Below are 11,396 nucleotides of genomic sequence, written 5' to 3'. Positions count from 1 at the left end.
CGCATTGCTGGGTGCCTGGAAAGGAGTGGAAAGGCTCGATGCGCTGTCGCAATCTCTTTAACGGGGCTGCCTGAAATTTGCCAACGCCTTGCGGGCCGCTGCAGAAGTCAGCGGGGATCCGTCCCCAGCGTCTGCGCCAACAAACGCTGGCAGAGCTGTTCATCGGGGCGCTCGGCACCGAACAGGGTCCGGTAGATCAGTGGTGCCACCAGGCCATCCAGTAGCACGTCCAGGCTGGGCGCCGCTTCGCCACGCGAGTGGGCGCGTTCGAGCAGCAACTCCAGGCGTTCCCGGGTCGGTTCGGTGCAGCGTACCGCGCAGCCGGGGTCGGTGGCGGCCAGGGCATCCCGGAGCATGGCCTGGCCGGGGGTCGAGGCCAGGTCGTCGACGTAGAGTTCCAGCCAACGCTCAAGGTCACCCCGCAGGCTACCGGTATCGTCCGGCGGCTGGTCCGGGCGCAGGCGGCACAGGTCGACATCGGCGAGCAGGCTCGGCAGGTTGCCCCAGCGGCGATAGAGGGTGGACGGCGTGACGCCGGCGCGTGCGGCAATCAGGGGAACGGTGAGGGATTCGCGTGGCTGTTCTTCCAGCAGGGCCAGCACGGCGTCGTGAATGGCTTGCTGAACACGGGCGCTGCGGCCTCCGGGGCGGGCTTGCTTTTGAGTCATGGCGCACAGGATACCTGCGCTTTAACGCAAAAGCATTGCTTTAGCGAAAGAAAGCGTTCAGGCTTTAAAGCTAATTTTTGGCTTTAAGGGTGGGTCATGCCTTTCTCGATTTCCTCATCTGTGGCGCGCCTGGCCCTGCTCGGCGCGCTGCTGTTCACCTTCCTGGCGGCTTCCGCCGCACCCACACCGTTGTACGCCACGTATCAGCAGGCCTGGGGCTTCTCTACTTTCTGGCTGACCTGGGTGTTCGCGGTCTATGCCTTCGCCTTGCTCGCCGCGCTGCTGGTGGGGGGGCGTCTGTCCGACCACTTGGGGCGGCGGGCAGTCATTCTCGGTGCCTTGGCGCTGGAGGTGGCGTCCATGCTGCTGTTCCATCAGGCCAATGGCCTGGCAGACCTGGTGGCCGCCCGTACGTTGCAAGGCTTGGCGACCGGCATTGCCACCAGTGCGTTGGGCGCGGCGCTGCTCGATGTGGACCGCGAGCGTGGTCCGTGGTTGAACAGCCTGGCGCCTCTGCTGGGGATGGCCGGCGGTGCGTTGGGTTGCGGCTTGCTGGTGGAGTTCGCGCCAGCCCCGCTGCAATTGGTCTATCGGCTGTTCCTGCTGCTCTTCGTATTGCAGGGCCTGCTGTTGTTGCGCGTGCCTGACCTGCTGCCCCGGCAGCCGGGGTTGCTGGCGGCACTACGCCCGCAACTGGCGGTACCACCCCAGGCTCGGGCCGTACTGTGGCAGGTGTTGCCGCTGGAACTGGCGGTCTGGGCGGTGGGCGGCTTTTACCTTTCGCTGATGCCGGGGCTGATCAAGGCGGCGACCGGGGCGAATGCTGTTCTGATCGGTGGTGGTGTCGTCGCCGGCCTGACCCTGAGCGGCGCTGCTTGCCTGCATGGGCTGCGCTTCTGGCCTGCTGCTCGCCTGCTGCGCCTGGGCGCGGGCACCCTGGTCGCCGGTCCGGCGCTGCTCTGGCTGGCGGTGCTCGGTGGGCACTTGGGACTTTTCGCGCTGGGCACGGTGGTCACCGGTATCGGCTTCGGCAGCGGCTTCCTGGGTGCCACCCGCAGCGTACTGCCGCTGGCCGAACCGACCCAGCGTGCCGGCTTGCTGGCGGCCTTCTATGTACTCAGTTACCTGGCGTTCTGCCTGCCGGCCCTGGCGGTCAGCACCCTGGTGCCCCGGCTGGGCCTGGATGGCGCGGCGCAGCTGTACCTGGCGGGGGTGATCCTGCTGGCCCTGCTGGGCGTTCGCAACAGCGTGCCGCGCCGCTGTGCTCAGCCCGGCTAGGGCATACGGTGTCCCGTGTTCTTCTTACAAGGCCTAGTCATGTCGCAGCGCATTCAGTCGCCCTTCCCTGCAAGACCCCAATCTCAAGTCGCTGGCCTCGCTCGACGGCCTGGGCGAGGTGCCACTGGCCAGGCGGTGTATCTACAAAACACCGGCACTGGATCTCCTGGCACTGCTCGATAAGCCGTTGCCTGAGTTGCAGGCCGTGCGGCTGGCTAGCGGCAAGCGTGCGCTGGACCAACAGATCGAAGCATTGGGCATTGCGTTGTCGAGTGAGGCTTTTGAATGAGGGCGCATTGTGCAGGTGTCTGGCTGATGGCGCGCAGGCGTCTTGTATGATGCGCGTCAATCTCGACACAAGGACGCTGCGTCTTGAACATCCGCTTCCTCGGTAATCACTCGGACCACAACCCGGCCAATGGTCTGTGCGATGAGTATCGTCTCGATGGCGTCGCCAGCCTCGATGACCTGCTCGCCGCCTGCCGCCAGCTCTGCGAGCAGCATCCGGACTGCAAGCCACTGCTTTCTCTGGACGATTTGCCCCAGGCCCGCTACACCGCCGGCCATGCGCGGCTGGACCTCGATCTGGGCAAGGCCACGCCGGAGGAACAGGCTGGCCTGCCGCCCGAGTGCTTCGAAAACGGCGAGTACCCGGGCTACCTGAACACCAAGGCCGAGTTTCCCATCGCGCTGCGCAACTTTCTGGATCAGGTGGCGGGTGCCTCGTTTGCAGAGGCCTGCAACCATGGCCTGACGCTCACTGAAGAGGCTCTGCAAGAATGGTTGGCCTTCCAGCAGGACCCGGTAGCGCTGATCGACCAGCCGGCGTCATTGCTGGCGGTTCCTGTGGCCGATGCCTGCGAAGCCTTGGTGGCCTTTCCCAATGGCTATTTCGAGTGCGACCTGGGGCCCGCGCAGAACTTTGCCGTGGCCAGGCACCTGGGCGCTGCCTACGGCTATGAACTGGTGGGGGTGGGTGCGGCCTATCTGGGCTTTTTGCGCAGTGAACCGGCCGATGCGACATTGTCCAGCGCCATCGCGCAAGACCTTTGCGCGTTCTACAACGTGGCGCCCGCGGAGTGGGCCGACATGGCGCAGACCTTTGTCCAGGCCATCGTCGGCCGGACCTGGCTCAGCCTGCGTTATGTAGAGTGACCAGGATTCGTCAGGGTGGCGGAGGCTAAAGGTGCCCAGTGCAGGGCCGATATACAGGCAAATTACCCAGCGACGGACCTGCCATGATCAACCTGACTGCCCAGATTTCTACTGCGGCGCAACTCAATAGCGCCAACCTGCAGCGCAGCGTCAGCGAGGCCGCCACCGACTCCCGTGAGCAGGCCGCCGAAAGTGCCAGCCCCGCACCTGCCGCAGGTGTGCAGGTGTCGCTGTCCAGCGCGAGCATCCAGAAGGCCGCCGAAGAGCGCAAGGCCAACCCCAACAAAGACATCGACGAGAGCGGCCTGCCGGATAACGCCAAGGACCTGCTCAAGACCATCCGCGAACTGAAGCAGAAGATCGCGGAAAAACAGCAGGAGATTCAAGCCATGATGGCGGACCAGAACATGGACCCCGAGCTGAAGAAGACCCGCGTGGGCGCCTTGCAAGCGGAGATGGCCAGCCTGAGCTCCAGCCTGATGTCCGCCAGCGCCTCGCTGAACAAACTGCAGACCAACGGTACGCTGACCAAGAGCGATTCCCAGAAGGTGTCCTCCCTGTTGATGAAGTGACATGGCGCCGACACCGTCCTCCATCCCAAGGCCTCTGCCCATGCAGGGGCTTTTTCATGCCTGTTCGCCGCCTCGCCCTTATCTTCCGGCAAATGCGCGTGTATCGTATTCGCCCCTCGCATCTGCTCTCAGGTGCCTGCTGTCAGTCGTTTTCAAGGTGTTCGTGCATGTCCTTTACTCGTCGTCAAATCCTCGGTGGTATCGCCGGCCTGGCCGTGGTCGGCCTGGGCGCTGGCGGTGCCTCGCGTTACTGGCTGGCCCAGCGCGGGCCGGGGGAGGGGCATGACTTCGAGCTGATTGCCGCGCCGCTGGATGTCGAGCTGGTGCCTGGCCACAAGACGCCGGCGTGGGCCTTCGGTGGTTCGGCGCCGGGCACTGAACTGCGTGTGCGCCAGGGCGAGTGGCTGCGCCTGCGCTTCATCAACCACTTGCCGGTCGAAACCACCATTCACTGGCACGGCATTCGGGTGCCGCTGGAGATGGACGGCGTGCCCTATGTGTCGCAGTTGCCGGTCAAGCCGGGCGAGTATTTCGACTACAAGTTCCGCGTGCTGGATGCCGGCAGCTTCTGGTACCACCCGCACGTGAGCAGCAGCGAAGAGCTGGGCCGTGGGCTGGTCGGGCCGCTCATCGTCGAAGAGCGCGAGCCCACCGGCTTCGCGCATGAGCGCACCTTGAGCCTGAAGAACTGGCACGTCGACGAGAACGGTGCATTCACCGAGTTCAGTGTGCTGCGCGAAGCGGCTCGCGAAGGCACTGCGGGGCGGCTTTCGACCATCAACGGTACGCCGCAGGCGGTCATCGACCTGCCGGCGGGCGAGATTACCCGCGTGCGCCTGCTCAACCTCGACAACACTGTCACCTACCGCATCAACCTGCCGGATGCCGACGCACGCATCTACGCCATCGACGGCAACCCGGTAGAGCCGCGCTCGCTGGGCAAGGAATACTGGCTGGGACCGGGCATGCGCCTGTGCCTGGCGGTGAAGGCACCGCCGCAAGGTGAGGAGCTGTCGTTGCGCAATGGCCCGGTACGTCTGGGCACGCTGCGTTCGGTGGCCAGCACTCAGGCGCCCGGTGACTGGCCACCGGGCTTGCCGGCCAACCCGCTGGCGGAGCCGGATCTGGACAACGCCGAGACCCTGACCTTCAACTTCGAGTGGGCCGGCGCGGTGTCCAGCGGCACCGACAACGGCAAGCCGCCGAGCCTGTGGCAGATCAACGGCCAGGCCTGGGACATCACCGACAAGACTTGCGCCGACCGGCCCATCGCGCGGCTCAAGCTGGGCAAGACCTACATCTTCGAGCTGAAGAACATGGCCCAGTACCAGCATCCGGTTCACCTGCACGGCATGAGCTTCAAGGTGCTGAAGTCCGACCGGCGCAAGATCATCCCGTACTTCACCGACACCTTCCTGCTGGGCCGCAACGAGCGCGCATGGGTCGCGCTGGTGGCGGATAACCCCGGCACCTGGATGTTCCACTGCCACGTGATCGACCACATGGAAACCGGCCTGATGGCCGCCATCGAGGTGGCCTGATGCGTCAGCCGATGATCATCGACCGCAGTCGCGACCAGGATTTCATGCGCGAAGCCCTGGCGCTGGCGGCCCAGGGGGCGGCCCTGGGTGAGGTGCCGGTGGGCGCGGTGCTGGTGGTGGATGGCCAGGTGGTGGGGCGCGGCTACAACTGCCCAATCAGCGGCAATGACCCCAGCGCGCATGCCGAGATGGTCGCCATCCGCGACGCGGCGCAGGCCCTGAGCAACTACCGGCTGCCAGGCAGCACCCTGTATGTGACCCTGGAGCCGTGCAGCATGTGCGCCGGGCTGATCGTGCATTCACGCATCGGCCGGGTGGTGTACGGCGCCCTGGAGCCCAAAGCCGGTGTGGTACAGAGCCAGGGGCAATTTTTCACCCAGGGTTTTCTCAACCACCGGGTGCTGTACGAGGGCGGGGTCCTGGCCGAGGAGTGCGGCACGATCCTCAGCGAGTTCTTCCGCCTGCGCCGTGCGGCAAGCAAGGCACAGGAGCCCTGAGGTTCAGGGCTTGCGACCTAGGATGACCGCACGCATCGGCGCCGGCAGGCCTTCCACGGTACGGCTGTGGTCTTCGGGGTCGAGGAAGTGTTCCAGTGACTGGTAGCGCATCCATTCGGTGCTGCGCTGCTCCTGGATGCTGGTGGTGCTGACGTCCACGCAGCGTACGTCGCTGAAGCCGGCGCGACGCATCCACAGTTCCAGCGCGGCCACCGAGGGCAGGAACCACACGTTGCGCATTTGCGCGTAGCGGTCTTCCGGCACCAGCACTTGGCGTTCGTCGCCAGGCACCACCAGGGTTTCCAGCACCAGTTCACCGCCGCGCACCAGGCAGTCCTTGAGCGCCAGCAAGTGGTCGATGGGGGATTTGCGATGGTAGAGCACCCCCATGGAAAACACCGTGTCGAAGCCCTCCAGGCGTTCGGGCAGGTCTTCCAGGGCGAATGGCAGGTGCCAGGCCGGCAATTGCGGCAGGTAACGCTGCATGGCCTGGAACTGGCAGAAGAACAGCCAGTTCGGGTCGATGCCGATTACGCTCTCGGCGCCGGCGCCGAGCATACGCCACTGGTAGTAGCCGTTGCCGCAGCCGACATCCAGTACGCGTTTGCCTTGCAGGTCCAGGTGCGGGGCGACCCTCGACCATTTCCAGTCCGAGCGCCATTCGGTGTCGACGTGCACGCCGAACACATTGAACGGTCCCTTGCGCCAGGGCGACAGGCCCATCAGCGCCTGATGCACCTGGGCGCGGGTGGCGTCGTCGCAGTCGGTATCCAGGGTGAAACTGTCCAGCAGGTCGACCCGTTCGGGTTGCAGTGCGGGCAGGGCCTCCAGGGCGCTGCGCCAGCGCGCCAGGTCACCGTGACCCTTGGCCAGCTTGGTATCCAGCTGGGCTTGCAGGCCTTTGGCCCATTCGGCCAGTGGCGAGCCCGCCAGGCGGCGGGCCAGTGGTGCGAGATCAATCATGGCAGGGCAATCAGAGAGGCGAAGTTGATGCACTGGAACCACGGCACGACCTTGGAGAAGCCGGCCTCGCGCAGGCGCTGGCGGTGTTCTTCGAGGCTGTCGGGTTTCATCACGTTTTCGATGGCGCTGCGCTTCTGGGCGATTTCCAGGTCGCTGTAGCCGTTGGCGCGCTTGAAGTCCAGGTGCAGTTCGGTGAGCAGTTCGTGCTCTTCAGTGTCGGCGAAGCGCAGCTTTTCCGAGAGGATCAGCGCGCCGCCCGGCACCAGGGTCTGGCGGATGCGGCCGAGCAGTTCCAGGCGCCGTTCGGGAGCGATGAACTGCAAGGTGAAGTTCAAGGCCACCACCGAGGCCGGCTGCCAGGGCAGTTGCAGGATATCGCCTTCGACCACCTCGACCGGCAGCAGCTCCTGGAACATCGAGTCCTGGGCCTTGAGGTACTCGCGGCAGCGCTCGACCATGGCGCTGGAGTTGTCCACGGCCACCACCCGGCAGCCGTCCTGGCGCACATGGCGACGCAGCGCCTGGGTCACCGCACCGAGCGAGCAACCCAGGTCGTAGAGCAGGGTATCGGGCTTGGCAAAGTGCGCGGCCAGCACGCCGAGGTTTTCGACGATGGCCGGGTAGCCGGGCACCGAGCGTTTGATCATGTCCGGGAAGACCCGCACCACGTCTTCGTTGAAGGCGAAGTCGGGCACCTGGGCCAGGGGCTGGGCGAAGAGGCGATCGGGTTCCTGGGTCACGGCGGTTCCGGCACGAGGGAGGCAAAGGCGCGCATTTTAGCCAGTTTGCTGCGCCGCTGCATGGTCGCGTGCCGGTTAGCAGACGAGGTGGCGCGCTACTGCACGCGAATCTCGCACTCGAAGCGCTCCTGGGGCTCGGCCTGCGGCTCCCAGGGCTGCTGATAGGTCATGACCAGGCGCCCGCTGCCGGCACTGCTGGCTTTGTAGCGCCATACCGACTGGCCGCCGCTGCCGACCATGTCCTTGCTCTGGTCGGCGTTGTACACCTCCGGGCCAAGGCTGCGCAGCACGCCGGGGGCCGCATCGCGCACCTGCCAGCGAAAACCGGTGGTGGGGTTGCTGGGCAGCGAGAGGATCAGCGTCTGGCCGCTGTTCAGGGTCAAGGGACAATCGCTCGGGTCGTCCAGCGAGACGATGGGGTCGGGCTTCTGGGCGCAGGCGGCGAGCAGGGCGAAGCTGAATGGCGCCAGCAGGCGGACTCGGGGCATGAGGAGATCCTTTCGGCAAGACAGGGCCGCAGGATACCGCAAACGCGGTAGATGATCCTGCGGCCGTGAGCTTGCACCTAGAGGCTGCCTGGCGTGTGAAGGCGGCAGCCTTTTCGCGACCGAGGTCGCTCCCACGACATGAACCGCCGAAGGCTTAGAACAACACCTTGGCCACGTCGGCGAAGCGCTTGGCGAAATGCACCGTCAGGCCTTCCTTGAGGTAGGCGGGCAGTTCCTCGAAGTTGCCACGGTTCGGCTCGGGCAGAATCAGTTCGTTGATCTTCTGCCGGCGCGCCGCGATGACCTTCTCGCGCACCCCGCCGATGGGCAGCACGTGGCCGGTGAGGGTCAGCTCGCCGGTCATTGCAACGCCCTTCTTCGGCGGCTGGTTGCGGGCCAGGGACAGCAGGGCGCTGGCCATGGTGATGCCGGCGCTGGGGCCGTCCTTCGGTGTGGCCCCTTCAGGTACGTGCAGGTGCACGAAGGCTTCGTCGAAGAACTTGGCGTCCCCGCCAAACTTGTTCAGGTTGGAGCTGACGTAGCTGTAGGCGATTTCGGCGGACTCTTTCATCACATCACCCAGTTGCCCGGTGAGCTTGAAGCCGCGGTTGTGGGTGTGGATGCGCGTCGCCTCGATGGGCAGGGTCGCGCCGCCCATGCTGGTCCAGGCCAGGCCGGTGATCACGCCAGTACCGGCCAACACCTGCTCGCTGCGGAACACCGGCATGCCGAGCAGGCCTTCCAGGTCCTTCGGGCCGATCTTGATGGTCAGGTTCGGTTCGTCGAGCAGCTTGACCACCGACTTGCGGATCAGTTTGCCGAGCAGCTTTTCCAGTTGGCGTACGCCAGACTCCCGAGCATAGCCCTCGATGACCGCACGCAGCGCCGCGTCGCTGATCGACAATTTGCTTTTGTCCACGCCAGCTTTGTCGAGCTGCTTGGGCCATAGGTGACGCTTGGCGATGGCCAGCTTTTCTTCGGTGATGTAGCCGGCCAGGCGAATCACTTCCATGCGGTCGAGCAGCGGGCCGGGAATCGAATCCAGGGTGTTGGCGGTGCACACGAACAGCACCTTGGACAGGTCCAGGCGCAGGTCCAGGTAGTGGTCGAGGAATTCGACGTTCTGTTCCGGGTCGAGGGTTTCCAGCAGCGCTGAGGCCGGGTCGCCCTGGTAGCTCTGGCCCATCTTGTCGATCTCGTCGAGCATGATCACCGGGTTCATCACCTCGACATCCTTGAGCGCCTGCACCAGCTTGCCGGGCTGGGCGCCGATGTAGGTGCGGCGGTGACCCTTGATCTCGGCTTCATCGCGCATGCCGCCGACACTCAGGCGGTAGAACGGCCGCCCCAGGGATTCGGCGATGGAGCGGCCGATGCTGGTCTTGCCCACGCCTGGCGGGCCGACCAGCAAAACGATGGAGCCATTGATCTCGCCCTTGTAGGCGCCGATGGCGAGGAACTCGAGAATGCGTGCCTTGATGTCGTCCAGGCCGGCATGATGACGGTCCAGAACCTTGCGCGCATGCTTGAGGTCGAGCTTGTCGACCCCGTTGACGCCCCACGGAATGGAACTGGCCCAGTCCAGGTAGTTGCGCGTCACGGCGTATTCTGGCGAGCCGGTTTCCAGCACCTTGAGCTTGTTGATTTCCTCGTCGATCTTCTTGCGTGCCTGGGCCGGCAGGGTCTTGCCTTCCAGGCGCTGTTCGAACTGCTCGATGTCGGCACTGCGGTCGTCCTTGCTCAGGCCCAGCTCCTGCTGGATGACCTTGAGCTGTTCCTTGAGGAAGAACTGCCGCTGGTGCTCACCGATCTTGCGGTTCACCTCGGCGGAGATCTCTTTCTGCAGGCGTGCGACTTCCACTTCCTTGCGCAGCATGGGCAGGACTTTCTCCATGCGCTTGAGCACCGGCACGCAGTCCAGTACCTGCTGCAGCTCCACGCCGTTGGCCGAGGTCAGGGCGGCGGCGAAGTCGGTCAGCGGCGAAGGGTCGTTAGGGCTGAAGCGATTGAGATAGTTCTTCAGTTCCTCGGTGTACAGCGGGTTGAGCGGCAGCAGTTCCTTGATGGCGTTGATCAGCGCCATGCCGTAGGCCTTGACCTCGTCGGTCGGCTCGTTGGGTACCTGCGGGTATTCCACTTCCACCATGTAGGGCGGGCGGTGGTGCTTGAGCCAGGTCTTGATGCGCACCCGCGACAGACCTTGGGCCACGAACTGCAGACGGCCATTTTCCCGGCTGGCGTGGTGGACTTTTACCAGCGTGCCATACTCGGGCAGGGCCTTGGTGTTGAAGTGGCGGGGGTCCTCCTGGGGCGTGTCCATGAAGAACAGCGCCAGGGAGTGATGATCCGACTTGCTGACCAATTCCAGGGTTTCCGCCCACGGCTCTTCGTTGACGATCACCGGCAGTACCTGGGCCGGGAAGAACGGGCGGTTGTGGATCGGGATGATGTACACCTTGTCAGGCAGGTTCTGGCCGGGCAGGACCAGCGAAGTACTGCCCGAACCGAGCGTCACTTCATGCTCGGGGGCTGGTGCGGACGAATCGTTTGGGTCGGTCTGCTGGTCGCTCATGGGGCACCTGCGAAATTGAACATGCCTGTTTAGATGGGGCGAGTGGTCTCAGGTTTCAATAGCAGCGGTCGATAGTGTGGCATGGGCGTAACACTGCGTCCGAGAGGGAGCCACAGAGCGCCACTCGTCGGTCGCTGGAGCGCAATATCAAAATGCCTTTATTGGTGCGTATCTCTGGTCTCCAAGGGCAGCTATGCTGCAAGCCAGATCGCGTGGCCAGGGTGGGCGTAACTTTTCGGCATTGCCGTCGTGAAAGGGTTCAGCCTATGACCAAAGTCTTCTCCACGCTGCTGCTTGCGGGACTCTGCGCGTTGTCGATGGCCACGGCCCAGGCGGCCGGTCTCAATGCCCAGGTCTTCGATCGGCAAGGCAAGCCGCTGGCCAATGCGGTCATCACCCTCAAGGGCGGTACGGGGCCGGCGCCGGTGCTCAAAGCCAGCATGGACCAGCGCGATCAGGAGTTCGTGCCCAGGGTACTCGCCGTGCACACCGGCACCCAGGTCAGCTTCCCCAACAGTGATGACATTCGTCATCAGGTGTATTCGTTCTCGCCCGCCAAGCGCTTCGAACTGCGGCTCTACGAGAAAACCCCGTCGGAGCCGGTGCTGTTCGACAAGCCCGGCCTGGTGGTGCTTGGCTGCAACATCCACGACTGGATGCTCGGCTACATCTACGTCACCGATGATCCCTGGTACGGGGTGACCGATGAAAACGGCACGCTCAAGCTCGATGCCCTGCCGCCGGGTCGCTATACCGCGACGCTGTGGCATTTCAAGAGCGAAGACATGCAGCCGATACCGGGTGGTGACCTGGAGATCCCGGCTGCCGGCCTGAGCAAACGCTTCGATCTGGATGTCGAGGTCAAACCCGAAGACCTGCCTGCACGGCCTGCACCCGGCGCTTTCGGTGACGCATTCCATAA

At 64.5% G+C, this 11,396-nt stretch carries 11 protein-coding genes; 5 read left to right on the top strand and 6 right to left on the bottom strand.

The window, feature by feature from the left end; translation table 11 throughout:
• Positions 1–107: 107 nt before the first annotated feature.
• Positions 108–668 carry a TetR/AcrR family transcriptional regulator gene (locus tag QZ497_RS03460; RefSeq protein ID WP_295471055.1) on the bottom strand — a complete coding sequence of 187 codons (561 nt, stop codon included), beginning with the start codon at positions 666–668 and terminating at the stop codon, positions 108–110.
• Positions 669–764: 96 nt separating this feature from the next.
• Here QZ497_RS03460 and QZ497_RS03455 point away from each other — a divergent pair, with 96 nt between their 5' ends.
• The 5 genes from QZ497_RS03455 (at position 765) to tadA (ending at position 5,711) form a co-directional block, all read left to right on the top strand.
• Positions 765–1,946, top strand: coding sequence for an MFS transporter (locus QZ497_RS03455; RefSeq protein WP_295471054.1), 1,182 nt, complete (start codon positions 765–767; stop codon positions 1,944–1,946).
• Positions 1,947–2,318: 372 nt separating this feature from the next.
• Entirely contained in the window at positions 2,319–3,101 is a 783-nt protein-coding gene (locus QZ497_RS03450) for a hypothetical protein (protein WP_295471053.1), read from the top strand.
• Positions 3,102–3,184: 83 nt separating this feature from the next.
• Positions 3,185–3,673 carry a hypothetical protein gene (locus QZ497_RS03445; RefSeq protein WP_295471052.1) on the top strand — a complete coding sequence of 163 codons (489 nt, stop codon included), beginning with the start codon at positions 3,185–3,187 and terminating at the stop codon, positions 3,671–3,673.
• Positions 3,674–3,840: 167 nt separating this feature from the next.
• Positions 3,841–5,214, top strand: coding sequence for a multicopper oxidase family protein (locus QZ497_RS03440; protein WP_295471051.1), 1,374 nt, complete (start codon positions 3,841–3,843; stop codon positions 5,212–5,214).
• Complete coding sequence (gene tadA, locus QZ497_RS03435) at positions 5,214–5,711, top strand: tRNA adenosine(34) deaminase TadA (protein ID WP_295471050.1); 498 nt, start codon at positions 5,214–5,216, stop codon at positions 5,709–5,711. Before QZ497_RS03440 ends, tadA begins: the two co-directional genes overlap by 1 nt.
• A gap of 3 nt (positions 5,712–5,714) precedes the next feature.
• Here tadA and cmoB read toward each other — a convergent pair whose 3' ends face one another.
• From cmoB to QZ497_RS21845, 5 genes are all read right to left on the bottom strand, one after another.
• Positions 5,715–6,674, bottom strand: a complete 960-nt coding sequence (cmoB, locus tag QZ497_RS03430) for a tRNA 5-methoxyuridine(34)/uridine 5-oxyacetic acid(34) synthase CmoB (protein ID WP_295471049.1) — start codon at positions 6,672–6,674, stop codon at positions 5,715–5,717.
• Positions 6,671–7,414: a carboxy-S-adenosyl-L-methionine synthase CmoA gene (gene cmoA / locus QZ497_RS03425; protein ID WP_295471048.1), complete on the bottom strand. Its 744-nt coding sequence runs from the start codon at positions 7,412–7,414 to the stop codon at positions 6,671–6,673. Before cmoA ends, cmoB begins: the two co-directional genes overlap by 4 nt.
• A 95-nt stretch (positions 7,415–7,509) precedes the next feature.
• Complete coding sequence (locus tag QZ497_RS03420; protein ID WP_295471047.1) at positions 7,510–7,902, bottom strand: protease inhibitor I42 family protein; 393 nt, start codon at positions 7,900–7,902, stop codon at positions 7,510–7,512.
• A gap of 154 nt (positions 7,903–8,056) precedes the next feature.
• On the bottom strand, positions 8,057–10,474 hold the full coding sequence (gene lon, locus QZ497_RS03415) for an endopeptidase La (RefSeq protein ID WP_295471046.1): 2,418 nt from the start codon (positions 10,472–10,474) through the stop codon (positions 8,057–8,059).
• 191 nt (positions 10,475–10,665) lie between these two features.
• Complete coding sequence (locus QZ497_RS21845; protein WP_365354848.1) at positions 10,666–11,394, bottom strand: hypothetical protein; 729 nt, start codon at positions 11,392–11,394, stop codon at positions 10,666–10,668.
• Between the last annotated feature and the right edge of the window lie 2 nt (positions 11,395–11,396).

Origin of the sequence: uncultured Pseudomonas sp. (genome assembly GCF_913777995.1) — a bacterium.
GTDB lineage: Bacteria > Pseudomonadota > Gammaproteobacteria > Pseudomonadales > Pseudomonadaceae > Aquipseudomonas.
Note: the sequence above shows the minus strand (reverse complement) of the source record. Positions and strands in the feature narration are given on the sequence as shown.

Bases quoted from the DNA above. Each gene is read 5' to 3' on its own strand.
- QZ497_RS03460 (WP_295471055.1), bottom strand. From the start codon at position 668: ATGACTCAAAAGCAAGCCCGCCCCGGAGGCCGCAGCGCCCGTGTTCAG.
- QZ497_RS03455 (WP_295471054.1), top strand. From the start codon at position 765: ATGCCTTTCTCGATTTCCTCATCTGTGGCGCGCCTGGCCCTGCTCGGC.
- QZ497_RS03445 (WP_295471052.1), top strand. From the start codon at position 3,185: ATGATCAACCTGACTGCCCAGATTTCTACTGCGGCGCAACTCAATAGC.
- QZ497_RS03440 (WP_295471051.1), top strand. From the start codon at position 3,841: ATGTCCTTTACTCGTCGTCAAATCCTCGGTGGTATCGCCGGCCTGGCC.
- tadA (WP_295471050.1), top strand. From the start codon at position 5,214: ATGCGTCAGCCGATGATCATCGACCGCAGTCGCGACCAGGATTTCATG.
- cmoB (WP_295471049.1), bottom strand. From the start codon at position 6,674: ATGATTGATCTCGCACCACTGGCCCGCCGCCTGGCGGGCTCGCCACTG.
- QZ497_RS03420 (WP_295471047.1), bottom strand. From the start codon at position 7,902: ATGCCCCGAGTCCGCCTGCTGGCGCCATTCAGCTTCGCCCTGCTCGCC.
- lon (WP_295471046.1), bottom strand. From the start codon at position 10,474: ATGAGCGACCAGCAGACCGACCCAAACGATTCGTCCGCACCAGCCCCC.
- QZ497_RS21845 (WP_365354848.1), bottom strand. From the start codon at position 11,394: ATGGAATGCGTCACCGAAAGCGCCGGGTGCAGGCCGTGCAGGCAGGTC.